Source organism: Rhizobium hidalgonense, from assembly GCF_002914525.1.
Classification (GTDB): domain Bacteria; phylum Pseudomonadota; class Alphaproteobacteria; order Rhizobiales; family Rhizobiaceae; genus Rhizobium; species Rhizobium hidalgonense.
This window is the reverse complement of record NZ_LODW01000041.1, coordinates 71,982-96,927: the sequence shown is the minus strand read 5'-3', so window position 1 is coordinate 96,927 and position 24,946 is coordinate 71,982. Positions and strand designations below refer to the sequence as shown.

Genomic DNA, 24,946 nt, shown 5'->3' with positions numbered 1-24,946 from the left:
GTCAGTTCGACTTTGCGGAGAGGATGCGCCGCGCTATTTCGAGATCGGCGGGAGTATCGACACCGAGCGGAACCGTGTCAACGATCTCAGCGTCGATGCGCATGCCGGCCTCCAGTGCCCTCAGCTGCTCCAGCGATTCGCGCCTTTCGAGCGTCGATGGCCCGAGCGAGACGAACCGTTCGAGCGCGGCGCGCCGATAGGCGTAAAGGCCGATATGATGATAGAGCGGACCCTTGCCGTAAGGCGCGGTGGCACGGGTGAAATAGAGCCCGCGCAGTCGGGTGTCGGAAACGGGCGAACCGACGACCTTGACGATGTGCGGCGCTGTTTTGTCTGCCTCATTGTCGATTTCGGTTGTCAGCGTGCCGATATCGACCGCCTCGTTCTCCAGAGGGCGCAAAGCCGCGCGCACGGTTTCCGGATCGATCGTTGGCAGATCGCCCTGGACGTTGACGATGAATTTCGCCTTCCCGTCCGGATCGACCTTGGTCAGCGCTTCGAAGATCCGATCGGAACCCGATTGATGATCGCTGCTGGTCATGACGACTTCAAAGCCGGCGGCAGAAACCGCATCGAACACCCGGTCGTCGTCGACGGCGACGACGACGCGGCCGATGGCTGCCTCTTTGGCGCGCAACGCCACCTGGACGATCATCGGCAGCCCGCAAATATCGGCGAGCGGCTTGCCCGGCAGCCGGGTGGAGGCCATCCGCGCCGGGATCAATACGAGCACGCCGTCTAAATTTGAATCACTCATGGGTCGGGCCTTCTATTCCGGGCTGAAAAGTGTCAAAAAGTCTCACGCTCAAGACCATTTAGACAGTTGCAACGATCAGCCAAAAGACATAGGTTCCGCGCGATTTCAAGATGGTCCGGTTTATGGTCTGCCGGCTGCAAGGGGAGCATTGCAGATGAATTCATACGTCAATACGGCCGTGGGGGCACTGCTCGGGACGATTTTCGTTCTGATGTCGGTCTCCATCGCGTCCGAGGGGATCTTCCATTCCGAAGCACCGGAAAAGGAAGGTTTCGCGATCGTTGCCGAAGAGGCGCCCGCCGCTGGTGGCGAAGCTGCGCCTGCCGCTGCTGCCGTTCCGATCGCGCAATTGCTCGCTTCTGCCGATGCCAAGGCCGGTGAAACGGTCTTCAAGAAGTGTCAGGCCTGTCATGACGGCACCAAAGGGGGACCGAACAAGGTCGGTCCCAACCTCTTTGGTGTCGTAGATCGCCCGATCGCCTCGCATGAGGGCTTTGCCTATTCCGCTGCCATGAAGGATTTCTCCAAGGGCAGCAGCGAGAAGTGGACCTTCGAATTTCTGAACAAGTTCCTGCTGGCGCCGAAGAAGGACGTTCCCGGCACCGCCATGGGCTTCGCCGGTCTGGCGAAGGATCAGGACCGCGCCAACGTCATCCTCTACCTGCACACACTGTCTGATTCGCCGGTGCCGCTGCCGGATCCGAAGACGGCGACGCAGTAACGCGGACGGAATAATCGCATCTCATGAAAGCCCGGCCCGCGAAGCCGGGCTTTTTGCTATGCGGAGTCTGTTCAGGCACCCAGGAAATAGGCCCAGAGCGAGACCGTGATGGCGCCGAGCGCCGTCGTCACGGTGATCGTCGAGGCGGCAATGCTATGGCCGACGCCGAATCGGTTGGCGATCAGCCAGGCGTTGACGCCCGTGGGGACCGAGGACGTCAGCACGATTGCCGCCGTCCATTCCGGACTGAGGCCGAGGAGATGGCTCGCCGCCCATACGCAGCCGGGCAGCAATAGCAGCTTCAGGCTCGAGGTGACGCTGGCGATGCCGAGATTGCCTGAGATGCCGTATTTCTCCAGTGCCATTCCGAGCGAGATCAGCGCCGCCGGGCCGGCAATGCCGGCGATCTGCTTGACGACGGTTGCCAGGGTTACCGGCATGGTGAGGCCGGAAAGGTGCATGGCCATACCGGCCGCAAGCCCGATCACCAGCGGATTGCGCACGAGATTGACGGCGATCTGGCGAAGCACGAGCACCATGCTGCGATCGCTTTTGCCGGCGATCTTGCGCTCGGCATGCTCCATCAGCACCGTGCCGGCGACCATCATGACAGGCAGATGCACGGCAAGCAGGATCGACAGCGCCACCAGCCCCTCGTCGCCGACGGTGCGCTCGACGAGCGGCAGGCCGATGAAGATATTATTGGCGAAAGCCGAGGAAACGCCGGCCAGCACGCCGATCCGCTCGTCGCGGCCGAAGAGGCGTGTCGCGGCGATATGGCCGGTCGCCCAGGTAATGGCAACGCCTGAGAAATAGACGATCCACAGTCGGAAGGGCGAGGCGCCGTGAAAATCCGCCTCGGCGATGGTGCGGAAGAGCAGCAGCGGCACGGCGATCTTGAAGACGAATTCGCTGAGCGCTTCGCCGACATTCGATGCCATCAAGCCGCTGCGGACGATCACCCAGCCGATGAGGATCAGGATGAAGATGGGAAGAACGTCGAGAATGATGGCTGACATGAGGAGGGCTGCTCTGCGCGGGGGAGTATCCGACCTCTAACAGCAAACCGTCTGGATTGAAAAGGCAAACCAGCCTGATCCGGCAGCCGTGGTATCCGAGAAACAAAAAAAGCGGGCATCGCCCGCTTTTCCGCTCCGGCCTTGCCGGAGCAATCGCGAAGCTGCCAGTTCATCCGTGGTCAGCATCGCGCCGTCAAGATCGAGGGGATCATCCCTCGTACGCCCGGCTGCAACTGAAAGCTGCTCATGCCGGTCTTCTTGCGACTATTTCTAGATTTCGAAAATGACAGGGGCATGACGAAGAGACGGCAGTTTTGCGAAGAAATAGAGGTGCCATCCACCATTTATCCTTCCAAACCGCGGAAATTTCGCTAAGACCGAACCCCGGCTATCACTAATCCGGGACTCCCCTTTTCATGACAAGATTCGACGTTCTGACAGTCGGCAACGCAATCGTGGACATCATTGCCCGTTGCGACGACCAGTTCCTCATTGATAACAAGATCACCAAGGCGGCGATGAACCTCATCGATGCCGAGCGTGCCGAACTCTTGTATTCGCGCATGGGGCCGGCGCTCGAAGCCTCCGGCGGCAGCGCCGGCAACACGGCGGCCGGCGTTGCCAGCCTCGGCGGCAAGGCCGCCTATTTCGGCAACGTCGCCACCGATCAGCTGGGCGACATCTTCACCCACGACATCCGCGCCCAGGGTGTGCACTACCAGACAAAGCCCAAGGGCACCTTCCCGCCGACGGCGCGCTCGATGATTTTCGTCACCGAGGACGGCGAGCGTTCGATGAACACCTATCTCGGCGCCTGCGTCGAGCTCGGCCCTGAAGACGTCGAACCCGACGTCGTAGCCGACGCCAAGGTCACCTATTTCGAGGGTTATCTCTGGGATCCGCCGCGCGCCAAGGAAGCCATCCTCGATTGCGCCCGCATCGCCCATGAAAACGGCCGCGAAATGTCGATGACGCTGTCCGACAGCTTCTGCGTCGGCCGCTATCGCGGCGAGTTCCTCGATCTGATGCGCTCCGGCAAGGTCGATATCGTGTTCGCCAATCGCCAGGAAGCGCTGTCGCTCTACGAAACCGACGATTTCGAAGAGGCGCTGAACAGGATCGCCGCCGATTGCAAGATCGCCGCCGTGACCATGAGCGAGGATGGCGCCGTCATCCTGAAGGGCCGTGAGCGTTATTACGTCGATGCGATCAGGATCAGGGAAGTCGTCGACACGACGGGCGCCGGCGATCTCTTCGCCTCCGGCTTCCTCTACGGCTATACGCAGGGACGCTCTCTGGAGGATTGCGGCAAGCTGGGCTGCCTGGCTGCCGGCATCGTTATCCAGCAGATCGGCCCGCGTCCGATGACCTCGCTTTCCGAGGCCGCCAAACAGGCTGGGCTTATTTGAAGGCTTCGCCGGGATAGGCGCCCCAGATCTCCGACTGCGCCACCCAACCGGCGGCGCCGTCGGTTTCGGCGCGGCACCAGTCGCCGTTGCATTCGCCGATCGTCAGCATCACGCCGGGTTCCAGCTTGGCAACGACCGACGCGGAGGGCTGCGCCTCGCGGCGCAGATTGACGAAGACGCCCTTGGCCTTCGTCTTCATCCACGGAGCGGCGATCGCCGCGCGCTGGCCTGAGAGCAGCGACTGGTTGACCCAGCCTTCGGTGCCGTCGGCATCGCGGATGCGGCGCCAGTTGTCATATTCCTGGATGATCTCCACCGGCAGGCCGGATTTCAGATACATCCATGACACCGCATAATCCGTTCCCGGGCCGATGCGCAGGTTGACGCGCTTGGATTTCAGCGTGACAAAACGCGGCAATGGCAGTCCGCTTGGTCCCTTGGCAGCCTGCGCATGGGCAAATTCGACGGTTCCCAGGGATGCGGCCAGAGCGATGGCAAGGGCAAGGCAGGACTTCAGGACTTTGCTGCGCATGGAAGTTTCCGTTTGCTCGAATTCGCGGGCAGGCCCGGCCTGTTCGCGGTCCGGGCTCTGACATTCCCCACCTGCAGCGCGAGTTTTGTTTGTCTTCGCGTGCGGGTCTGGTAGAAAATGCCCGGATGGGAAAATTATCACCCCTCTTGGTTAAAGACCTCTGAACAAGGCACCACAGCCAGCCATGACAGCGAAGAAAAAACCGAAGGTCTATATCACCCGCAAGCTGCCCGATGCCGTCGAAACTCGCATGCGCGAGCTGTTCGACGCCGAGCTCAACATCGACGACGCGCCGCGTTCCGTTCCCGAGCTTGTCGCCGCGGTCAGGACCGCCGACGTGCTGGTCCCGACCGTCACCGATCGAATCGACGCGGCGCTGATCGATCAGGCCGGGCCGCAGATGAAGCTGATCGCCAGCTTCTCCAACGGCACCGACCATATCGATGTCGAGGCGGCGGCGCGCAGGGGCATCACCGTCACCAATACGCCGAACGTCCTGACCGAGGATACGGCCGATATGACGATGGCGCTCATTCTCGCGGTTCCGAGACGGCTCGGCGAGGGTGCCCGCGTGCTGACCGACAATCCCGGCGAATGGGCCGGCTGGTCTCCGACCTGGATGCTCGGCCGGCGCATACACGGCAAGCGCATCGGTATCGTCGGCATGGGCCGCATCGGCACGGCGGTCGCCCGCCGCGCCAAGGCTTTCGGCCTGTCTATCCACTACCACAACCGCAAGCGCGTCAATCCCGCTGTCGAAGACGAACTGGAAGCGACCTATTGGGAAAGCCTCGACCAGATGCTCGCCCGCGTCGACATCGTTTCAGTCAATTGCCCGTCGACGCCGGCGACCTTCCACCTGATCTCGGCACGCCGGCTGGCGCTGCTGCAGCCGACCGCCTATCTCGTCAACACCGCGCGCGGCGACGTGGTCGATGAAGCTGCGCTGATCAAGGCTCTGAGGGAGGGCCGGATCGCCGGCGCCGGCCTCGACGTCTTCGAAAACGAGCCTGCCGTCAACCCGAAGCTCGTCAAGCTCGCCAATGATGGTAAGGTCGTTCTGCTGCCGCATATGAGTTCGGCGACGATCGAAGGCCGCATCGACATGGGTGACAAGGTCATCATCAATATTCGCGCCTTCATCGACGGCCACAGGCCGCCGAACCGGGTGCTGCCGGGGCGCTGAAGCCGGGCTGGTTCAGACGACCGGGATCTGAGGCGGAAGGGCCTTGCGCATCTCGACGAAGGTCGTCCTGGAAAAGCCGGGATGCGCCTTTTCGGCGGTTATCGAAAAACCCCATGCGGCGAAGACGGCGTGATTGTCGGTGAGCTCGATGCGTGTTTCCAGCCGCAAAACCGGAAGTCCGAGCCTTGCTGCCGTCTGTTCGGCAATCGCCAGCAGCCGTTTGCCGAGGCCCTTGCCCTGCAGCTCCGGCAGAACGGCAAGCTTGCCGACATAGAGACAATCGGCCTCCGGCCGCAGGAAGAGGCAGCCGATCAACCTTTCGCCGTCGAGGGCGACATGGCCGATCTCCGCCCTGGCCTTTTCGGCCAGCGACTCCGCCGTCAGCTTGAGCGCCGAGGAGGGCGGATCGATCCGGCCGTTCATCGAAGCGAAGGAGGCGAGGATCAGTGCGAGCAGTTCGTCCCAGCGCGTGAAACTATGATCGAGAGGAATAATCGTCATCCGGCCTGTCTTTGTGTTGTGCGGCTTCGTCTGTAGCGGACCGTGTCGAAGCGGGCCTTCAGTGCGTCGTAGAGCAGCAGCCGTCCGACCAGCGGTTCGCCGGTGCCGGTGACGAGTTTGATCGCCTCCATCGCCATCATTGTGCCGATGACGCCGGTGAGCGCGCCGATGACGCCGGCCTCGGCGCAGGCGGGAATGAGCCCCGCCGGCGGCGCTTCCGGAAACAGATCGCGATATCTGGGGTTGGGCGTCCCGTCCGCGGCACTTTCATAGGGTTTGAGAACCGTCAGCGAGCCGTCGAACCGCCCGACAGCGCCGGTGACGAGCGGAATGCGCGCTTCCTCCGCCGCATCGGCGGCGGTATAACGCGTGTCGAAATTGTCGGAACCGTCGATCAAGAGATCGAAGCCGGACAGTTGCCGGCGGGCGCTCTCCTGGGAAAAGCGTTCCTCGAAGCGGATCAGCCGGACATGCGGATTGAGCCTGGCGATGGCGGACGCGGCACTTTCCGTCTTCAACTCGCCGATCGTGCCGGAATCATGGATCACCTGACGCTGCAGGTTCGACAGCGACACCCGGTCGTCGTCGACGATACCGAGCGTGCCGATACCGGCTGCGGCGAGATACTGCAGGATCGGCGCACCGAGGCCGCCGGCGCCGATCACCAGCACCCGGGCGGCCTTCAACCTCTGCTGGCCGGCGCCGCCGATCTCGGGAAGCAGGATGTGGCGGTGATAACGGGCGATTTCGTCGGGGCTGAGCGGTTCCATGGCGCCGATCTTATCATGGCGCCCGACATCGGGAAAAGCCGCCTCCGTCATTCGAACACCCTTCCGTCGGCCACCGTGAAGAACTGCGCCCTGTCGCCGAGCGCCGAAAACATCACGCGATCCGTGCCGGTCATGAAGGCCTGGCCGCCGAGCCCGTCGATCAGGTCGAACAGCGCGGCGCGTCTGTTCTCGTCTAGATGCGCCGCGATCTCGTCGAGCAGCAGGATCGGTGCATGGCCGGTGAGATTGCCGACGAGGCGTGCATGCGCAAGCACCAGGCCCACAAGCAGCGCTTTCTGCTCGCCGGTGGAGCAGCGCTCCGCCTCCATCGCCTTTTCCCGGTGATGGACGATCAGATCGGCCCGGTGCGGCCCTTCGAGCGTACGCCCGGCACCCGCGTCGCGGTAGCGGCTCTCGGCCAGCATCGCCGCATAATCGTCCTCGAGGTCGACCGAGGGGCGCGAAAACTGACCGTCCATGAAGCCCGAGAGCTGCAGCGACGCTGAAGGAAAAGGCGAGTTCTCGCGAGTTTCCTCGATCAGCCGGGTCAGCAGGCCGAGCATTTCCTGCCGGGCGAGCGCCATGGCGATGCCGAGGCTGGCCATCTGTTGCTCGATGCCGGCAAGCCAGGAGGGGTCGAAGCGACCTTCATCCAGCAATTTGTTACGGCTGCGCATGGCACGCTCGAAATCGCTGGCGCGGCGCCCATGGGCGGGATCGAGCGACAGCACCAGCCGGTCAAGAAAGCGACGCCGGTCGGAGGAGGCGCCGGTAAACAGGCCGTCCATCGCCGGTGTCAGCCAGAGGAGGCGCAGATGGTCGGTGAGTTCGTCGGCTGTTTTGGCCGGGGTACCGTTGATCCGCAGCCTGCGGGCGGTGGCTTCCTCGCTTGTTTCGATACCGGTGCCGATTTCGACTTCGCCTTCCATGCCGTCGAGCGCGGCGAAGATCGAAAAACCGCCGGCTGCACCGACGCGGGTGATGTCGCCATAGGCGGCGCGGCGCAGCCCTCGGCCCGGCGAAAGCAGTGACACCGCCTCCATGAGATTGGTCTTGCCGGCGCCGTTGTCGCCCGTCAGCACGGCGTGCCGGCCGTCTAGGGCAAGGGCCGCCGCCGCATAGTTGCGGAAGTCTGTCAGCCTCAAACGGGAAAGAGAAACCTTGTGCGGCATCGAATGTCCGGATTCGTGAAGCGTGACAGCTAAGCCTAAGCGGCGTTGATGGCAAGGCTCGCAGCTTCGCGGGCGTGGATGGCTGCTGCTGCCGGTCGCGCATCAGGCACGATGCCGCAAGGAACAGAATGTTCAGTAAAAATACAACCTGAAGACGGATGTCGCGACGTCATCGGCGCGCGATGGACACCAGCATGTTCAGTGACTGCGAGGCCATACAATCGGCTTATTGCGACAATATTTCACGCCGCTGACGTAACGTAAGGCCCAAAAAAAGTCGGTTGAATTTTGCAACTGTAGGGTTGAGTTATCTGATGAAATCGATATGGTTAACGCACTGTTTATGTATCAGAGAGTGATGAAGTGCCAGATCCGGTTGATATTATCGTTGGTCGCAACGTAAGACAGTTTCGCGCCCTTCGCCGTGTTTCCCAGCTCGAGCTTGGCGAAGCACTCGGACTGACATTCCAGCAGATTCAGAAATACGAAAAAGGCGCGAACCGCGTTTCCGCCAGCAAGCTGCATCAGATCGCAGTTTTTCTCGATGTCGATATCGCTGCTCTTTTCGAGGGAGCCGGCATTTCGCAATTCGGCGGCCGTATCGAACTCAGCCCCGACGCCTATGCGCTTGCATTGAGCTACGACAGACTGAATTCACCGGCAGGCAAGGAAGCGGTCAAAACCATCGTTACGATCATGAGTGGCGAAACGACCGAAAGCGCCGCCTGATCTCGCCGGGATAGCGTGCTTGCTCGTGGTCTCAACGCTGACATTTTAGTGGATCTCGCATTCGTGCAGTGCCATCAGCAGATCATCCTGCGTCTGGTGGCCGGCGTGATAGAGGTCGATCGCGATACTGGCGATGGAAAGCCCCTGCTGACTGCGAAGCTTGATGTTGCGTTCAGCGCACCATGTATAGATGGCGCCGGCGAGAACGTCGACGTCTTCGGACTGAGAGGAAAAGGCTGGCGCCATGGCAGATACCCTTGGTTTGGTTGTCCCGCGCGTCTGAGGACGCTCTATCATTTTGAATCCGCATAGTCCTTGCCGGATATCGGTTCCGATTTCGGGTTATGCGCTGACGGCAGAGACTGAATTCATTTCGAAAACTTGCAAGCGCCATCATCTGGCGGCGTTAACGCAAGTCTTGTTCCGCCTGGGCGACGTGCCAAATCCGGACATGTCGCCCAGCATGAACGGCCGATGTTGCAGATCGGGACAATTCCAGAAGCGTCGGGCGCGCGGAAACAAAAAAGCCGGAGACGTTTCCGCCCCCGGCTTTCGAGATGGACCTGTCGAACGCGGCTCAGCCTTCGAAGAATTCCTTCATCCGGGCAAAGAAGCCCGTCGATTCGGGATTGTTCTCCTTGGAGGACAGCTGTTCGAATTCCTGCAGCAACTCGCGCTGGCGCTTGGTGAGCTTTTGCGGCGTCTCGATCTGGATCTGGATGTAGAGGTCGCCCGTCTGCGCCGAACGCAGCACCGGCATGCCCTTGCTCTTGAGGCGGAACTGTTTGCCGGCCTGCGTGCCCTCGGGCACGCTGACGCGCGATTTGGTGCCGTCGAGCGTCGCCACGTCGAAAGTGCCGCCCAGGGCGGCCGTCGTCATTGAGATCGGCACGGCGCAATAGAGATCGGCCCCGTCGCGCTGATAGAATTCATGCGGCTTCACCGACAGGAAGATATAGAGGTCGCCTGCCGGCCCGCCACGGGCGCCGGCTTCGCCTTCGCCCTGCAGGCGGATGCGTGTGCCGTCCTCGATGCCAGCGGGGATATTGACCGAGAGCGAACGCTCTTCCGTTACCCGGCCCTGGCCGTGGCACTTCGGGCAGGGATCGGGAATGATCTGGCCGCGGCCGTGGCAGGTCGGGCAGGTCCGCTCGATCGAGAAGAAGCCCTGTGCCGCGCGCACGCGCCCCGATCCCTGGCAGGTGCCGCAATTCTTCGGCTGGGTGCCGGGCTTGGCGCCCGAACCCGAACAGACATCGCAAGTGATCGAAGTGGGAACGCGGATCTGCGCCGTCTTGCCGGAGAACGCCTCTTCCAGCGTAATTTCCATATTGTAGCGAAGATCGGCGCCGCGTTCGCGGCCGCCCGACGAGCGCTGGCGCGCCCGCCCGCCACCCATCATCTCACCGAAGATATCCTCGAAGATGTCGGAGAAGCCGCCGCCGGCAAAGCCGCCGCCGCCACCGCCGCCCATGCCGCCATGCTCGAAGGCCGCATGGCCGTAGCGATCATAGGCCGCCCGTTTCTGCGGGTCCTTGAGCATCTCGTAGGCTTCGTTGATTTCCTTGAACTTGCGTTCGGCGTCCTTGTCATCCGGGTTCTTGTCCGGATGGTATTTCATTGCCAGTTTGCGGAAGGCGCTTTTCAGCTCTTTCTCGTCCGCCGTCTTGGCTACACCCAGAGTTTCGTAAAAGTCCGCTTTTGCCATTAAGGATTAAACCCCGGAAATGGATTTCCGGCTGCCATGGTGAGCAGCCGGATCAGATGTTGAAGCATAACCACGCCGTCGCGGATTACGCGGACTTTTTGCGGTCGTCGTCCTTGATTTCCTCGTAGTCGGCATCGACGACATTGTCGCCGCCTTCCGCGGAGGCATCGCCGGCCGCAGCGCCGCCTTCGGCTTGCTGCGCTTCATAGATCGCCTGGCCGAGCTTCATCGACACTTCCATCAGGGTCTGGGTCTTGGCCTTGATGTCTTCGGCATCGGCTTCAGTTGCCTCGGTCGCCGACTTCAGCGCGGCAATCGCATCGGAAATCGCGGTACGGTCGGCTTCGGAAACCTTGTCGCCATAATCCTTGAGCGACTTTTCCGTGGAGTGGATCAGGCTTTCGGCCTGGTTCTTGGCCTCCACGCCTTCGCGGCGCTTCTTGTCCTCGGTGGCATGGGCTTCGGCATCCTTGACCATCTTTTCGATGTCGGCGTCGGAAAGACCGCCGGAAGCCTGGATGCGGATCTGCTGCTCCTTGCCGGTGCCCTTGTCCTTGGCCGAAACCTGCACGATGCCGTTGGCGTCGATGTCGAAGGTGACTTCGATCTGCGGCATGCCGCGCGGCGACGGCGGCAGGCCGACGAGATCGAACTGGCCGAGCAGCTTGTTGTCGGCAGCCATTTCACGCTCGCCCTGCGAAACGCGGATGGTGACGGCCTGCTGGTTGTCTTCGGCAGTCGAGAAGGTCTGGCTCTTCTTCGTCGGGATCGTCGTGTTGCGTTCGATCAGGCGGGTGAAGACGCCACCGAGCGTCTCGATGCCGAGCGACAGCGGCGTCACGTCGAGCAGCAGCACGTCCTTGACGTCGCCCTGCAGAACGCCGGCCTGGATAGCGGCGCCGAGTGCAACGACTTCATCCGGGTTGACGCCCTTGTGCGGCTCCTTGCCGAACAACTGCTTGACGACTTCCTGGACCTTCGGCATGCGGCTCATGCCGCCGACGAGAACGACTTCGTCGATTTCGGCCGCGGTAACGCCGGCATCCTTGAGAGCGGCCTTGCAGGGTGCGATCGTACGCTGGACGAGATCGTCGACCAGGCTCTCGAGCTTGGCGCGGGTCAGCTTCAGCGTCAGATGCTTCGGGCCGGAGGCATCGGCGGTGATGAACGGCAGGTTGATTTCGGTCTGCTGCGAGGAGGAAAGTTCGATCTTCGCCTTCTCCGCAGCTTCCTTGAGGCGCTGCAGGGCAAGCTTGTCGTTCTTCAGGTCGATGCCGTTGTCGCGCTTGAATTCGCCGACGAGATATTCGACGAGACGCATGTCGAAGTCTTCACCGCCGAGGAAAGTATCGCCGTTGGTGGACTTCACTTCGAAGACGCCGTCGCCGATCTCGAGGATCGAGATATCGAAGGTACCGCCGCCAAGGTCGTAGACGGCAATCGTCTTGCCTTCTTTTTTGTCGAGGCCGTAGGCCAGTGCGGCCGCGGTCGGCTCGTTGATGATGCGCAGAACTTCAAGGCCGGCGATGCGGCCGGCATCCTTGGTTGCCTGGCGCTGCGCGTCGTTAAAGTAGGCGGGAACGGTAATGACGGCCTTCTCGACCTTTTCGCCGAGATAGGATTCGGCGGTTTCCTTCATCTTCTGAAGGATCATCGCGGAAATCTGAGCGGGCGAATAGCCCTTGCCATTGGCTTCGACCCAGGCGTCGCCATTGTCGCCCTTGACGATGGTGAAGGGAACGAGGTGCTTGTCCTTCTCGACGGTCGGATCTTCATAGCGGCGGCCGATCAGGCGCTTGACTGCAAAGAGCGTATTCGTCGGGTTAGTGACCGCCTGGCGCTTGGCCGGCTGGCCGACGAGGCGTTCGCCATCATCGGAAAAAGCCACCATGGAAGGGGTGGTGCGTGCACCTTCCGCATTCTCGATAACCTTCGCGTCCTTGCCGTCCATGACTGCGACGCAGGAATTCGTCGTTCCAAGGTCGATACCAATTACTTTTGCCATGTCATTCTCTCCTTGAAGCAAGCTGTCTGAACCCCGGGAAGGCATTCCGTGACAGCCCCTTACGGGATGGGTCTACTTAAGATTACGCAATCGTGATTGCGGTGATGCGGCGTATATAAGGAGCGGTTTTCTGGACTGCAAGGCGAGAAATGGCCCGGAATCCAGCAAAACGAATGTGTTGCATTCAATTTTTGCAGTCATCACGAAAGCTGCCGCCCGCCGTCCGCAAAGCGTCCGATTTCTAAGCCCTCCGGCTTGTGCCGGCCATGCAGCAAAAGATCTCACTGGCCCATGATCAGATCGAGCAGGGTGGTGCGCCGCGGCTGGACTGAGGACGTCGACTGTGGCGCCCCGACATCGCCGGGCGGCACCATGCCGTCGTAGCCGGAGCCACCGCCTTCGGCAACGTCGGCGGGAGGAACCGGCCCGTTGCCGGAGCTCACATTCTGTTGCCGAACGGGCGCCTGCGGATAGCGGTTGGCACTGTCGTCGCCGCCGAAGACGCCGGAAATGATGCCGCCGATCGTCGAAGGCGGCGCCTCGGCCGTCATCGGTTGCCCGCTGCTCGCTTGTCCATTACCAGAAGCTGTCTGCGCCATCGGCTGACCATTGTTCGGATCGCCGATCAACTGGCCGTTGCCGAACAGCGGCGCCGGCGAAAGACCCTTGTGGGCGGCGATCATGAATTCTTTCCAGGCTTTGGCCGGAAGGCCGCCGCCGGTGACCTTCTTCATCGGCTTGCCGTCGTCATTGCCGAACCAGACGCCGGTGGTGAGGTTGCTGGTGAAACCGACGAACAGCGCGTCGCGGGAATTCTGCGTCGTGCCGGTCTTTCCGGCCGCCTGCCAGCCGGGGAGCTTGGCGCTCTTGCCGGTGCCGTTGTCGATGACGCCCATCATCATAGTGTCCATCTCGGCGGCGATCTGCTCGGACAGCACGCGTGGCGGGCTGTCATAGGTATTTTCGTAGAGAACCTTGCCTTCGGCGGTCGTCACCCGCCGAATGACGTGCGGCGTCGCCTTATAGCCGCCATTCATGAAGGCGGCATAGGAGGCGGTGAGTTCCATCAGCGACACTTCCGAAGTGCCGAGCGCAATCGAGGCGTTCGGCTGCAGCTCGCTTTCGATGCCGAGCCGGTGGGCAAGTTTGATCACCTGATCCGGCCCGTCATACATCACCAACTGGGCGGCCACCGTGTTCAGCGATTTGGCAAGCGCGGTCGCCAGCGTCACTTCGCCATTGTATTTCTTCTCGTAATTTTCGGGCGTCCAGTCGCCGATCCGGATCGGCGCGTCATTGAACACCGAAAAAGGCGTCAGCCCCCTTTCGAGGGCTGCCGCATAGACAAAGGGCTTGAAAGAGGAGCCTGGCTGGCGTTTGGCCTTGACGGCGCGGTTGAACTGGCTCGTCGCATAATCCCTGCCGCCGACGAGCGCCCGGATCGCACCGGTACCGTCGATCGAGACGAGGGCGGCCTGCGAGGCATCGAGCTTTCCGCCCTCCTTGTCGAGCACGTCGACCAGCGATTGCTCGGCCTTCTTTTCCAGCGATTTGTCGATGGTCGTATCGACGATGACGTCTTCCTTGACATCACCGATCAGGCCCGGCAGCTCGTCCATCACCATGTCGGCGACATAGTGCCCGGCGCCGGACCAATAGCTCTTGGCCGAAGCCGGGGTCTGCGACATCGCGGTCTTGACCTCGGAATCGGTGATGAAGCCCTGCTCGCGCATAGCCGCAAGCACGAGCTGGGCGCGCGCATTGGCGGCGTCGGCGTCGCGGGCCGGCGAAAGCCGCGACGGCGCCTTGAGCAGGCCGGCCAGCACCGCGGCTTCGCCAAGGTTCACGTCACGCGCCGATTTGTTGAAATAGCGACGTGACGCCGCCTCGACGCCATAGGCGTTCGACCCGAAGAACACCCGGTTGAGGTACATCGCAAGGATCTGGTCCTTGGTGTATTTCTGCTCCAGCCACAGCGAGAGCAGCACCTCCTGCACCTTGCGTTCCAGCGTTCGTTCGGGAGAGAGAAAGAGGTTCTTGGCAAGCTGCTGCGTCAATGTCGAGCCACCTTGCACCATGTGGCCAGCCGTGAAGTTGGTCACCACAGCCCGGCCGAGGCCGAGCGGATCGACGCCGAAATGCGAATAGAAACGCCGATCCTCGATGGCGATGACGGCTTCCGGAATATAGGGCGACATATTTTCGAGCGACAACGCCTCGCCGCCGGTGGCGCCGCGATTGGCAATGACGCTGCCGTCGACGGCGGTGATCTTGACGTTCGGCGGCCGTTCCGGGATTGCCCATGTGCTGGCGCTTGGCATGCGTGAGCCATAATAGACCACGAGCCCGGCAATGCCGATGCCGGCCCAGATGAACAGTACGACGCACCAGTAGATCACGCGGCGGAGAAAACCGAAAAGGCCGCCGCCTTCGCGCTCTCGCGGCTCGCGCCGCCGCCGGGGGGCGGGGCGCGGCGGCGGTTTTGAGCCGCCGCGCAGCGTGGATCGGCTTCCGGCAATGCGGTCATCGGCATCGAGGAAAAACGCGCCATCGTCGCGCGCCGGGCGGCCGCTGAAGGACGGTTCGATTCTGTCGCCTGATCTGCCTCTGCCTGCCATCGCCGACCGGTCACACCCCATGTTCGATCGCGAAGCCCGGCTTCGCCCAACTGCGCTTCTACAGTGTCGCGCTTCTTTAAGACGCGCAAAGGACGCTGTAGCTCATTGGACTGCTGCACAATTTCATCCTTAAACCGATTCCGGTCTAGGGAATTGTGCAGCAGGCGCGCCGTGATCACCCGACTGAACTGTAAATGCGGCGATTTAACGGGGTGTTAACAATGGAAAGCATAGCGGCGCGCCGGGTGCGCTCAGAACTGGCGGGCCTCGTAATCGTCGAGCGTTTCCGGGTCCTGCTTATATTCCCACTCGCCCAGATGAAAGCGGCGCCAGATCTGGCCGGAAGGATTGAGGCGCGCCCCATCGGTAAGCCGCACGGGAAGGAATGAATTGTGTTTATGCCAGACGGTAACATCGATAGTGACTGACCGAGCGCCGAAAAGCCTTGGGAAAGCCAGGTAGTCTTGCGTCATTTGGGGTCCAGCCTCGAACGGATAAAATCGATCCGCAACGTCACGAAAGTGCAATAAAGAATCCCGCAGCACAAGGGCATCACGATGCTTTCACATCAAATTGTCGAGGATCGCATTTTAGGGCGGAAACCGGCGCCGCGCATCTTCTATCCGACCGACGGAACCAATAAGCTTCACGATTGTTTATAATGAAGCGGGACAACCCCTCACGTCTCGCGCAAGATCGGCCGTCTCCCCTCAACACGCGCCGATCGACATCAGGCCCGGTGCATCCCTCATGGGAGCGCCGGGCTTTTTCTTGGCTGTCCGCCGGTGGCAGTCAGGCCCCGGAAGGGGAAGGCGCCGCCACCTTATAGCTCATTGGTTGCAGGAGGGATCGCCGGGCCGGCAATCGAAATCCCTTCGATCAGGCCTGCGATCCCCATCTCTCCGGTCGTCTCGTCGATTGTCGTTGCGCCCGTCCTGGTCGCGATCTCGATCGCGCCCGTCGCGATCCCGATTGCGCCAGTCGCGATCCCGATTGCGCGAATCTCTGTCGCCGTCCCGGTTGCGATCCCTGTCGCGCCAGTTCCGATCGAGGTCCCGGCCGTCTTGATCGCGATCCCGCCAATCCCGATCGCGATTGTCACGGTCCCGATTGTCGCGGTCGCGATAATAGTAGTCCGGGCCGCGGCTCCAGCGATCGCGCTCGCGATAGAAATCGCGGTTGCGGTAGTAACGATCCCAGTAATTGTCGACGCTGAAGCGAATGACCGGAATGCCGAGCGGACGGTAATATTGCGGACCGACATAGATGCGGCGCTGCTGATAGAGGACCTGCACATATTGGCCGGAGACCCAGCCGCGGCCACCGTAGAACTCTACGTCGCACCAATTGAGGTCGGAAAGGCACCCGCGGATCTCGACGGAAGAGCCTGCAGGTATGACCGCGACGGCGGGATATCGGGTGCTTGGGCCGGCGCGCATGTTGACGTTCGCCGTCGAATAGCCTTCGGCAGCCTGCGCGATCACAGGCGCCAGCATGAAGAGGCCGGCGGCGGCGATTTTAGCAAACAGATTTTTCACGCTTTCTCACTCCTCGTAGGCGCATTTCGAGGCAGCGCCAGGCTGCACTTGCCCGGCATCTGCGGTCTGAAAGGAAAGGTGAAACGACCGCCCGCCCTCGCGAGAGCGTTATCATTCACCTTGTCTTTCAACGGCTTATACGCAGCCCGCCATGAACGTAGCTTGAACGGGGAAATTTCTGCCGAAGTGGTGCTACGCTTTGGATATCAGGTAAGCCCGTGCGCTCCGAGTGCCGTTAACGATTCGTTAACCTTTCGGAGGCAGTCTGACTGCAATATCCGCTTCTCCTTGACCACGGATGAACTGGCACTGAGCGAGCGGATGACGAAAGGCCGGTTTCAACCGGCCTTTTTGTTGCACTTCAGCCGGCAAGCGCCTGCAGAATCCGCACCCAGGAGCGGATACCCTTGTGATAGGAGACAAGCTCGTATTTCTCGTTCGGCGAATGGATGCGGTCGTCGGCGAGGCCGAAGCCGACGAGCAGCGATTCCATGCCGAGCATCTTCTGGAAATCGCCGACGATCGGGATCGAGCCACCCATGCCGATGACGATCGCGGGTTTCGGCCACTCGTCGGAAAGCGCGGTCTTCGCCTTGGTCAGAACCGGCGAATCATAGTAGAGGTGGATCGCCGGCGAGCCGCCATGCGGATGGAACTCGACCGAGCAATCGGCAGGAATTCTCGCGCTGATATAGCTGCGGAAAGCCTCGCGAATGGCGGCCGGATCCTGGGTGCCGACAAGCCGGAACGAAACCTTCGCCGAAGCCTTGGCGGCGATCACCGTCTTGAAGCCTTCGCCGGTATATCCGCCCCAGATGCCGTTGACCTCGGCGGTCGGCCGCGCCCAGGTGAGTTCCAGCACCGAGCGGCCCTTTTCGCCGGAGGGAATGGACAGGCCGACGTCGCCGAGGAAACTCTCGGCGGTCTTCCCCAACGTCTCCCATGACGCCTTGATATTGTCGGGAGTTTCCTCAACGCCGTTGTAGAAGCCGTCGAGCGTGACGCGGCCGGTCTCGTCATGCAGGCCGGCGAGAGCCTCGACGAGGATGTGGATCGGATTGGCCGCAGCTCCTCCGAAGAGGCCGGAATGCAGGTCGCGGTCGGCGGCGGTCACGGTGACTTCTTCACCGACGAGGCCGCGCAGCGCTGCGGCGATCGCTGGCGTGTCGCGGTCCCACATGCCGGTATCGCAGACCAGCGCATAATCGGCCTTGAGCTCGGCGGCATTGGCTTCGAGGAAGGGCTTCAGCGACGGCGAGCCGGATTCCTCCTCGCCCTCGAAAAGGATGGTGATCCGGCAGGGAAGCGCGCCATTGATTTCCTTATAGGCGCGGCAGGCTTCGACGAAGGTCATCAACTGGCCCTTATCGTCGGAGGTGCCGCGGCCGGTCAGGATCTTGCGGCCGTCGCCGACATCCTTGATCGACGGCTCGAAGGGGTCGTTTTCCCAAAGCTCGATCGGGTCGACCGGCTGGACGTCGTAATGGCCATAGAACAGAACGTGCGGCGCTTCAACGGACGCGCCGGCATGGTGGGCGACGACCATCGGATGGCCTGGCGTGTCGCGAACGGAGGCTTCGAAGCCGAGCGTCTGGAGATAGGCGACGAGCCATTCGGCGGCCTTGCGGCATTCGGCTTTGTAGGCGGGATCGGTGGAAATCGACTGGATGCGCAGCAGTTCGAACAGTTTTTCGAGGCTCGATGAAAGATTCTCGTCCGCACGCGAAAGAACCGGTTGTATGTCGGCCATTTTCGACTCCTTTTCGAAATTTTGCGGGACGATAGACCAAACCGGGAAAGCAGGCGAGGCGGAAAAAGTAAAAATCGCCGGCGCGCAAGCATGCTGAAACAACGCAATTCGGTTTTTGTGTAAGGGCGTGTCGCGATAATAAAGAAAGACCTAATTCAATTTACCGTTAATTAGCATAACCTAAATAGCATCGGCCGAAAATAAGCTGTTCGGGGGGCGCGCAGATGTTTTCGGTCATTGCATGTATTCGCGACAATCACGATTGGCGCCTGATTATCGTGGCGGCCGCAGTCTGCCTGGTTGGCGCCATGGCGGCGATGCTGCTGCTTTCCCGTGCCCAGGAGTGCGACGCCGGGCAGCGCAAGGTCTGGATCGGCGCGTCGGGCTTTGCTTTCGGCACCGGCGTATGGGCAACGCATTTCATCGCGATGCTTGCTTATGACGGTGGCACGCCGATCACTTACGCGCTCGACCTGACGCTGCTTTCCTTTCTCCTGTCGGTCGCAGGCTCGTGGCTGGCGATGCTCGCCGGTTCGCAACGTGACGGAAGGTTTTCCAATATCCGCGGCGGCGTCCTGATGGCGATCGGCATCGCTTCCATGCACCTGACCGGCATGCAGGCAATCGAGACACAGGCGGTCATCCTCTACGATCCCGCAATGACACTGACGGCAGTCGTTGCCGGAATGCTTCTGTCGAGCGCCGCCTTCCATATTTTTTTCAATCTGAAGGGCATGAGGCGTCTCCTCAGCTCATCGCTGGTCTTCGTTCTCGCCATCTGCACCCTTCACTTCATTTCGATGGGCAGCATTACGCTCGTGCCGGACCCCGGCAAGGCGGTTCCCACATTGGTGCTCGACACCCGGGTTCTAGCCGCGATCGTCGTGGTCGCGGCAACGGCTCTTATCCTGGTCGCACTTGCCGTGGTCTTCGTCCAAAGCCACTTGACGGATTTGCGCGGGCTTGCCAATGCCTCGCAGGAGGGATTGCTGATCCTGCGCGAAGGCCGGATCATCGATGTCAACGAGCGGTTCCAGGCCTTGTCCGGCTGGAAGCTCGCCGATCTCTCGGGCAAGGCGCCCACCGATGTGCTGACGGTCGTTCAGGCGCCCCGGGAGAACAGGCCCGGAGAGACGCTGCTGAATACCCGCACCGGCAGTGAGATTGCCGTAGAAGCAAACTCCAGCAAGATTGTTTATCGTGGCCGCAATTGCGAGGTGCTGGCGGTGCGCGATCTCACCGAGCGCAAGCAGGCCGAGGAGATGATCGAGCATCTCGCCCACCATGACGTGCTCACCGATCTGCCGAACAGGTCGCTGTTCGACACCCGCATCCGGCAGGCGCTGCAAGTGGCGGAACGCAAGAACACGGAGATCGCGCTGTTCTGTCTCGATCTCGATCGATTCAAGGCCGTCAATGACATCTTCGGCCACGCCGAAGGCGACCGGATCCTCCGCAAGGTTGCCGCTATCCTGCGCCGCGTGGCCGGTGAAAACGATACGATCGCCCGGCTCGGCGGCGACGAATTCGCCATCATCCAATCCGCTGGGCAGCAGCCGGCGTCGGCGCAAAAACTTGCGGCTGATATCATCGACGAATTTGCCGCCGAGATGGACACCGCCCGTGACCCCACCGCCGTCGGCGTCAGCCTCGGCATCGCGCTCTATCCAAGAGATGGGCGCTCGGCCGAAGAACTCTGCAACAACGCCGATACCGCGCTCTACCGCGTCAAGCATGATGGCCGCGGCAGGGCCTGTTTCTTCGACGCGGAAATGGACGAAGCGGCGCGGAACCGCCGCCAGATCGAAAGCGACCTGCGCCACGCGATCATCCGCAACCAACTCCATGTCAGCTATCAGCCGATCCTCAACGCGCAGAACGGCGAGATCAGCGGCTACGAGGCCTTGATGCGCTGGCACCGGCCGGGCCACGGCATGACCGAGCCCGAGATTTTCATCCCGATCGCCGAGGAAAGCGGTTCGATTGTTCCGCTCGGCGAATGGATATTGCGGCAGGCCTGCATGGAGGCGGCGCGCTGGCCGCAGCCGCTGACGATTGCCGTCAATGTGTCGCCGGTGCAGTTCATGCTGCCCAACCTGTGTGAGCGGGTCGAGGCGATCCTCACTGAGACGGGGCTTGCAGCCGATCGGCTGGAACTTGAGATCACCGAGTCAGCCCTGATCCGCGATCGCGACCGGGTGCTGGCAACGCTGCAGCGCCTGTGCAAGCTAGGGGTGCACATCGTCATGGACGATTTTGGCACCGGCTACTCCTCACTCTCGAATCTGCGCTCGTTTCCCTTCGACAAGATCAAGGTCGATCGCAGTTTCACTGGCGTGCTGGAGCATGACGCAGCGGCGCGATCGATCGTGCGCGCTATTATCGGTCTCGGCCACAGCCTCGGCATGCCAGTGGTCACCGAGGGGGTGGAAACGGAGATGCAGCGCCGGATCGTCGTCGAGGAAGGCTGCGCGCAGGTGCAGGGCCTGCTGCTTGGCAAGCCGGATATCGAGCCGAGCTTGAAGCCGGCTGCGCTTGAAAACGTCCTTTCGGGGCCGCCGCGACGGCGCACACGCCTTGCCAGCGAATGATCCCGGTCAGAGCGCCTTGGCGTTTTCCACAAGCCGGCGGATATATTCGAGCGTCAGTTCGCGCTCGAAAACCCGAAACCCTTTAAACAGCGCAAGGTCGGCCTCGCGTGCCGTCTCGATCGCCTCGGCCTCCATGGCCCGGGCCTTCGGCGTCAGGAAGAGCAGTTGCGCCCGCTTGTCGGATGGATGCGGGCGGCGTTCGATCAGCCCGTCGCGAACCATGCGCGACAGCGTATTGGCCATGGTCGCCTGCTCGATATCGACCCGCTCGAGAAGCTGTTTCTGGGTCAGCCCGTCCTCGGCCCAGAGTTCCAGCAGAATGGGGAACTGGCCCGGAGAAAAACCGAGCCCGACCGCGCGCTGGTGCAGCGAGCGGGCAAAACCCTTCGCCAACTGGCTGGCTAGGTAGGCTCCCGAATCCATGCGGTTAAATCCCATGATTGCAAGTTAGGCTCAAAACCATGCCGGAGACAATGCAGCAAATCGCATGCGATGCTTCAAAATATGCGAGCAGCAATGATAATTTCGAGTGCCCTGGAAAAACAAAAGTCGCCATGGCCTGGAGGTTGGCCACGGCGACCTTAAAGTGGGGACAAAGGCCCGGAGAGGGGGATAAGGCCTTTGTCCAAGCCTGACGCGGCGGGGGACAAGCCGGTGATCAGACCCGCGGCGCGATCAAGCGCCGGTGACATCGATTTGTGTCTGCAAATGTGGTTTTTCAAGGGAGGATGATCGTTACAAATCGGTAACAGTTTGGTGAGCGGACTGCTGAACGCCGCAGGCCAGAATCGGTTTGGCGCGCTGAACTTTATATGGACCTCGTCCCGAGCCCGCGCTATCCATGCAGCCATGAAAAAAGGCGATCACCTCTTCCTAGTCGACGGTTCCGGATTCATCTTCCGGGCGTTTCATGCACTGCCACCGCTGACCCGCAAGACCGACGGCCTGCCGATCGGCGCTGTTTCCGGTTTCTGCAACATGCTGTGGAAATTGTTGCGGGATGCGCGCAATACCGATGTCGGCGTGACGCCGACACACCTTGCCGTCATCTTCGACTATTCCGCCAAGACTTTCCGCAAGGATCTCTATGACGCCTATAAGGCGAACCGCTCCGCCCCGCCGGAAGAGCTCATTCCGCAATTCGGCCTGATCCGCGAGGCGACCCGCGCCTTCAATCTGCCCTGCATCGAGACCGAAGGCTTCGAGGCCGACGATATCATCGCCACCTACGCCCGCCAGGCCGAGGCGACGGGCGCCGATGTCACCATCGTCTCTTCCGACAAGGACCTGATGCAGCTCGTCAGCCCGAATGTCCATATGTATGACAGCATGAAGGACAAGCAGATCGGCATTCCCGATGTCATCGAGAAATGGGGCGTGCCGCCGGAAAAGATGATCGACCTGCAGGCGATGACCGGCGATTCCGTCGACAATGTTCCCGGCATTCCCGGCATCGGCCCGAAAACCGCCGCCCAGCTGCTCGAAGAATATGGCGATCTCGACACGCTGCTCGAACGCGCCACCGAGATCAAGCAGGTCAAGCGCCGCGAAACGATCCTCGCCAATATCGATATGGCAAAACTCTCGCGCGACCTCGTTCGGCTGCGCACCGACGTGCCGCTCGATCTCGATCTCGACGCACTGGTGCTGGAGCCGCAGAACGGCCCGAAGCTGATCGGCTTCTTGAAGACGATGGAATTCACGTCGCTGACCCGCCGTGTCGCCGAAGTCTGCGATTGCGATGCAAACGCCATCGAACCGGCGATCGTCCAGATCGAATGGGGCAAGAGTGCCCACGGCCCTGATCTCGATGCGGCCGAGCCGGCCCCGGTTGCCGGCGGCATCCCCGAGGTCTCTGGCGCCTCGGTGCCGGTGCCGCAGCGTGCGAAGGCCAAGGCCGCCGTCGAAGGCGCCTTTTCTCCCGCCGATCTGGCCAAGGCGCGAGCTGAGGCCTTTGCGGCGCTGCCCTTCGATCATTCGGCCTATGTAACGATCCGCGATCTGGCCACACTCGACCGCTGGATCGCCGATGCGCGCGCTACCGGCCTCGTTGCTTTCGACACCGAAACCACATCACTGGATGCGATGCAGGCCGAGCTTGTCGGCTTCTCGATGGCGATCGCCGACAATACGGCCGACCCGACAGGCACGAAAATCCGCGCCGCCTATATACCGCTCGCGCACAAGAACGGCGTCGGCGATCTGCTCGGCGGCGGCCTTGCCGACAACCAGATCCCGATGCGCGATGCCTTGCCGCGGCTGAAGGCCTTGCTGGAGGACGCGGCTGTTCTCAAGGTCGCCCAGAACCTCAAATACGACTACCTGCTGATGAAGCGCTACGGCGTCGAAACCAGGAGTTTCGACGACACGATGCTGATTTCCTACGTGCTCGACGCCGGCACTGGCGCCCACGGCATGGACCCGCTCTCGGAAAAATTCCTCGGCCATACGCCGATCCCCTACAAGGAGGTGGCGGGCAGCGGCAAGGCGAACGTCACCTTCGATCTGGTCGATATCGACCGCGCCACCCATTATGCCGCCGAAGATGCCGACGTGACGCTGCGGCTGTGGCTGGTCCTGAAACCGCGGCTGGCGGCGGCAGGGCTGACCAGCGTCTATGAACGGCTGGAGCGGCCGCTGCTGCCGGTGCTGGCGCGAATGGAAGCGCGCGGCATCACCGTCGACCGGCAGATCCTGTCGCGCCTGTCGGGCGAGCTGGCCCAGGGCGCCGCCAGGCTGGAAGACGAGATCTATGTGCTCGCCGGCGAACGGTTCAATATCGGCTCACCGAAGCAGCTCGGCGATATCCTGTTCGGCAAGATGGGCCTTGCCGGCGGCAGCAAGACGAAAACCGGGCAATGGTCGACCTCCGCGCAGGTGCTTGAGGATCTGGCCGCCGCCGGTTTCGAGCTGCCCCGCAAGATCGTCGACTGGCGCCAGCTCACCAAACTGAAATCCACCTATACCGACGCGCTTCCCGGCTATGTCCATGCGGAGACCAAGCGGGTCCATACCTCCTATTCTCTGGCATCGACGACGACGGGGCGCCTGTCCTCCTCCGAGCCGAACCTGCAGAACATTCCGGTGCGCACCGCCGAAGGCCGCAAGATCCGCACCGCCTTCATCTCGACGCCTGGCCATAAGCTGATTTCTGCAGATTACAGCCAGATCGAATTGCGCGTGCTTGCCCATGTGGCCGAGATCCCGCAACTGACCAAGGCCTTCGAGGATGGTGTCGACATTCACGCCATGACAGCGTCGGAAATGTTCGGCGTGCCTGTCGAAGGCATGCCGGGCGAAGTGCGCCGCCGCGCCAAGGCGATCAATTTCGGCATCATCTACGGCATCTCGGCCTTCGGCCTTGCCAACCAGCTGTCGATCGAGCGTTCGGAAGCCGGTGACTACATCAAGAAGTATTTCGAGCGTTTTCCGGGCATCCGCGACTATATGGAAAGCCGCAAGGCCATGGCGCGCGACAAGGGTTATGTCGAGACGATCTTCGGACGGCGAATCAACTATCCGGAAATCCGCTCGTCCAACCCATCCGTGCGCGCCTTCAACGAGCGTGCGGCGATCAACGCGCCGATCCAGGGCTCGGCCGCCGACGTCATTCGGCGGGCGATGATCAAGATGGAGCCGGCACTGGCTGAAGTCGGTCTTGGCGATCGCGTCCGCATGCTGCTGCAGGTGCATGACGAACTCATCTTCGAAGTCGAGGACGAGGATGTCGAGAAGGCAATGCCGGTTATCGTTTCGGTCATGGAAAACGCCACCATGCCGGCGCTCGAAATGCGCGTGCCGCTCAGGGTCGACGCGCGCGCCGCCAGCAATTGGGACGAGGCGCATTAACGGCTTCCCCGAAAAATGAGAAAGATTTTTCCGCCGAACACAACTCATTGAAATAGCGGCAACTTACGTCCGGGAGCCGTATCGGAACGGT

The 24,946-nt window shown here is 61.6% G+C and carries 20 protein-coding genes; 6 read left to right on the top strand and 14 right to left on the bottom strand.

Going from position 1 to position 24,946, the window contains the following annotated elements:
* Position 1: 1 nt before the first annotated feature.
* A complete protein-coding gene (locus ATY29_RS04250; RefSeq protein ID WP_003571200.1) occupies positions 2-757 on the bottom strand; it encodes a 3-deoxy-manno-octulosonate cytidylyltransferase in 756 nt (251 codons plus the stop codon).
* A gap of 154 nt (positions 758-911) precedes the next feature.
* Here ATY29_RS04250 and ATY29_RS04245 point away from each other — a divergent pair, with 154 nt between their 5' ends.
* Entirely contained in the window at positions 912-1,478 is a 567-nt protein-coding gene (locus tag ATY29_RS04245) for a c-type cytochrome (RefSeq protein WP_003571197.1), read from the top strand.
* 71 nt (positions 1,479-1,549) lie between these two features.
* Here ATY29_RS04245 and ATY29_RS04240 read toward each other — a convergent pair whose 3' ends face one another.
* Positions 1,550-2,497: an AEC family transporter gene (locus ATY29_RS04240; protein ID WP_003571195.1), complete on the bottom strand. Its 948-nt coding sequence runs from the start codon at positions 2,495-2,497 to the stop codon at positions 1,550-1,552.
* Positions 2,498-2,913: 416 nt separating this feature from the next.
* Between ATY29_RS04240 and ATY29_RS04235 the strand changes: the two genes are divergently transcribed.
* The gene (locus ATY29_RS04235; RefSeq protein ID WP_003571192.1) at positions 2,914-3,906 is read left to right on the top strand and encodes an adenosine kinase; all 993 of its coding nucleotides are present in this window, start codon (positions 2,914-2,916) and stop codon (positions 3,904-3,906) included.
* Here ATY29_RS04235 and ATY29_RS04230 read toward each other — a convergent pair.
* Positions 3,899-4,438 carry an SH3 domain-containing protein gene (locus ATY29_RS04230; protein WP_003571190.1) on the bottom strand — a complete coding sequence of 180 codons (540 nt, stop codon included), beginning with the start codon at positions 4,436-4,438 and terminating at the stop codon, positions 3,899-3,901. The two genes, ATY29_RS04235 and ATY29_RS04230, sit on opposite strands and share 8 nt — an antisense overlap.
* Before the next feature lie 184 nt (positions 4,439-4,622).
* Here ATY29_RS04230 and ATY29_RS04225 point away from each other — a divergent pair, with 184 nt between their 5' ends.
* Positions 4,623-5,624 carry a 2-hydroxyacid dehydrogenase gene (locus ATY29_RS04225; protein ID WP_003571187.1) on the top strand — a complete coding sequence of 334 codons (1,002 nt, stop codon included), beginning with the start codon at positions 4,623-4,625 and terminating at the stop codon, positions 5,622-5,624.
* 12 nt (positions 5,625-5,636) lie between these two features.
* Here the strand turns inward: ATY29_RS04225 and ATY29_RS04220 are convergent, their stop codons facing one another.
* Genes ATY29_RS04220 through recF form a run of 3 tightly spaced genes read right to left on the bottom strand, consistent with a single transcriptional unit; the run spans position 5,637 to position 8,067 of the window.
* The gene (locus tag ATY29_RS04220) at positions 5,637-6,125 is read right to left on the bottom strand and encodes a GNAT family N-acetyltransferase (protein WP_025417469.1); all 489 of its coding nucleotides are present in this window, start codon (positions 6,123-6,125) and stop codon (positions 5,637-5,639) included.
* Positions 6,122-6,946, bottom strand: coding sequence for a molybdopterin-synthase adenylyltransferase MoeB (locus ATY29_RS04215; RefSeq protein WP_003571183.1), 825 nt, complete (start codon positions 6,944-6,946; stop codon positions 6,122-6,124). The genes ATY29_RS04220 and ATY29_RS04215 overlap by 4 nt, the downstream gene beginning before the upstream one ends.
* Positions 6,943-8,067: a DNA replication/repair protein RecF gene (gene recF / locus ATY29_RS04210; RefSeq protein ID WP_003571181.1), complete on the bottom strand. Its 1,125-nt coding sequence runs from the start codon at positions 8,065-8,067 to the stop codon at positions 6,943-6,945. Before recF ends, ATY29_RS04215 begins: the two co-directional genes overlap by 4 nt.
* 363 nt (positions 8,068-8,430) lie before the next feature.
* Here recF and ATY29_RS04205 point away from each other — a divergent pair, with 363 nt between their 5' ends.
* Complete coding sequence (locus tag ATY29_RS04205; RefSeq protein ID WP_025417470.1) at positions 8,431-8,796, top strand: helix-turn-helix domain-containing protein; 366 nt, start codon at positions 8,431-8,433, stop codon at positions 8,794-8,796.
* Positions 8,797-8,841: 45 nt separating this feature from the next.
* On the opposite strand, the gene ATY29_RS04200 is transcribed toward ATY29_RS04205, so the two are convergent.
* The 7 genes from ATY29_RS04200 to ATY29_RS04170 all read right to left on the bottom strand — a co-directional run bounded on the left by ATY29_RS04200 (position 8,842) and on the right by ATY29_RS04170 (position 18,415).
* Complete coding sequence (locus tag ATY29_RS04200; RefSeq protein ID WP_003544370.1) at positions 8,842-9,042, bottom strand: hypothetical protein; 201 nt, start codon at positions 9,040-9,042, stop codon at positions 8,842-8,844.
* A 331-nt stretch (positions 9,043-9,373) separates the two neighbouring features.
* Positions 9,374-10,504, bottom strand: a complete 1,131-nt coding sequence (gene dnaJ, locus ATY29_RS04195; RefSeq protein WP_003571177.1) for a molecular chaperone DnaJ — start codon at positions 10,502-10,504, stop codon at positions 9,374-9,376.
* A gap of 85 nt (positions 10,505-10,589) precedes the next feature.
* On the bottom strand, positions 10,590-12,509 hold the full coding sequence (gene dnaK / locus ATY29_RS04190) for a molecular chaperone DnaK (RefSeq protein ID WP_003571175.1): 1,920 nt from the start codon (positions 12,507-12,509) through the stop codon (positions 10,590-10,592).
* Positions 12,510-12,790: 281 nt separating this feature from the next.
* Positions 12,791-15,127: a transglycosylase domain-containing protein gene (locus ATY29_RS04185; protein WP_097535279.1), complete on the bottom strand. Its 2,337-nt coding sequence runs from the start codon at positions 15,125-15,127 to the stop codon at positions 12,791-12,793.
* Positions 15,128-15,378: 251 nt separating this feature from the next.
* Positions 15,379-15,600, bottom strand: a complete 222-nt coding sequence (locus ATY29_RS04180) for a hypothetical protein (RefSeq protein ID WP_003571171.1) — start codon at positions 15,598-15,600, stop codon at positions 15,379-15,381.
* Positions 15,601-15,957: 357 nt separating this feature from the next.
* On the bottom strand, positions 15,958-16,665 hold the full coding sequence (locus ATY29_RS04175) for an SH3 domain-containing protein (protein WP_003571169.1): 708 nt from the start codon (positions 16,663-16,665) through the stop codon (positions 15,958-15,960).
* A 361-nt stretch (positions 16,666-17,026) separates the two neighbouring features.
* Positions 17,027-18,415 carry a dipeptidase gene (locus tag ATY29_RS04170; protein WP_097535277.1) on the bottom strand — a complete coding sequence of 463 codons (1,389 nt, stop codon included), beginning with the start codon at positions 18,413-18,415 and terminating at the stop codon, positions 17,027-17,029.
* A 224-nt stretch (positions 18,416-18,639) separates the two neighbouring features.
* Between ATY29_RS04170 and ATY29_RS04165 the strand changes: the two genes are divergently transcribed.
* On the top strand, positions 18,640-21,006 hold the full coding sequence (locus ATY29_RS04165; RefSeq protein WP_097535275.1) for a bifunctional diguanylate cyclase/phosphodiesterase: 2,367 nt from the start codon (positions 18,640-18,642) through the stop codon (positions 21,004-21,006).
* A gap of 6 nt (positions 21,007-21,012) precedes the next feature.
* Here the strand turns inward: ATY29_RS04165 and ATY29_RS04160 are convergent, their stop codons facing one another.
* A complete protein-coding gene (locus ATY29_RS04160; protein WP_003571163.1) occupies positions 21,013-21,429 on the bottom strand; it encodes a MarR family winged helix-turn-helix transcriptional regulator in 417 nt (138 codons plus the stop codon).
* Positions 21,430-21,855: 426 nt separating this feature from the next.
* On the opposite strand from ATY29_RS04160, the gene polA reads away from it, so the two are divergent.
* Positions 21,856-24,855: a DNA polymerase I gene (polA, locus tag ATY29_RS04155; protein WP_003571162.1), complete on the top strand. Its 3,000-nt coding sequence runs from the start codon at positions 21,856-21,858 to the stop codon at positions 24,853-24,855.
* The last annotated feature ends 91 nt before the right edge of the window (positions 24,856-24,946 follow it).

Bases quoted from the DNA above. Each gene is read 5' to 3' on its own strand.
- ATY29_RS04250 (WP_003571200.1), bottom strand. From the start codon at position 757: ATGAGTGATTCAAATTTAGACGGCGTGCTCGTATTGATCCCGGCGCGG.
- ATY29_RS04200 (WP_003544370.1), bottom strand. From the start codon at position 9,042: ATGGCGCCAGCCTTTTCCTCTCAGTCCGAAGACGTCGACGTTCTCGCC.
- ATY29_RS04170 (WP_097535277.1), bottom strand. From the start codon at position 18,415: ATGGCCGACATACAACCGGTTCTTTCGCGTGCGGACGAGAATCTTTCA.
- ATY29_RS04230 (WP_003571190.1), bottom strand. From the start codon at position 4,438: ATGCGCAGCAAAGTCCTGAAGTCCTGCCTTGCCCTTGCCATCGCTCTG.
- ATY29_RS04180 (WP_003571171.1), bottom strand. From the start codon at position 15,600: ATGACGCAAGACTACCTGGCTTTCCCAAGGCTTTTCGGCGCTCGGTCA.
- ATY29_RS04185 (WP_097535279.1), bottom strand. From the start codon at position 15,127: ATGGCAGGCAGAGGCAGATCAGGCGACAGAATCGAACCGTCCTTCAGC.
- ATY29_RS04240 (WP_003571195.1), bottom strand. From the start codon at position 2,497: ATGTCAGCCATCATTCTCGACGTTCTTCCCATCTTCATCCTGATCCTC.
- ATY29_RS04215 (WP_003571183.1), bottom strand. From the start codon at position 6,946: ATGACGGAGGCGGCTTTTCCCGATGTCGGGCGCCATGATAAGATCGGC.
- polA (WP_003571162.1), top strand. From the start codon at position 21,856: ATGAAAAAAGGCGATCACCTCTTCCTAGTCGACGGTTCCGGATTCATC.
- ATY29_RS04235 (WP_003571192.1), top strand. From the start codon at position 2,914: ATGACAAGATTCGACGTTCTGACAGTCGGCAACGCAATCGTGGACATC.
- ATY29_RS04225 (WP_003571187.1), top strand. From the start codon at position 4,623: ATGACAGCGAAGAAAAAACCGAAGGTCTATATCACCCGCAAGCTGCCC.
- recF (WP_003571181.1), bottom strand. From the start codon at position 8,067: ATGCCGCACAAGGTTTCTCTTTCCCGTTTGAGGCTGACAGACTTCCGC.
- ATY29_RS04165 (WP_097535275.1), top strand. From the start codon at position 18,640: ATGTTTTCGGTCATTGCATGTATTCGCGACAATCACGATTGGCGCCTG.
- dnaK (WP_003571175.1), bottom strand. From the start codon at position 12,509: ATGGCAAAAGTAATTGGTATCGACCTTGGAACGACGAATTCCTGCGTC.
- ATY29_RS04220 (WP_025417469.1), bottom strand. From the start codon at position 6,125: ATGACGATTATTCCTCTCGATCATAGTTTCACGCGCTGGGACGAACTG.
- ATY29_RS04245 (WP_003571197.1), top strand. From the start codon at position 912: ATGAATTCATACGTCAATACGGCCGTGGGGGCACTGCTCGGGACGATT.
- dnaJ (WP_003571177.1), bottom strand. From the start codon at position 10,504: ATGGCAAAAGCGGACTTTTACGAAACTCTGGGTGTAGCCAAGACGGCG.
- ATY29_RS04160 (WP_003571163.1), bottom strand. From the start codon at position 21,429: ATGGATTCGGGAGCCTACCTAGCCAGCCAGTTGGCGAAGGGTTTTGCC.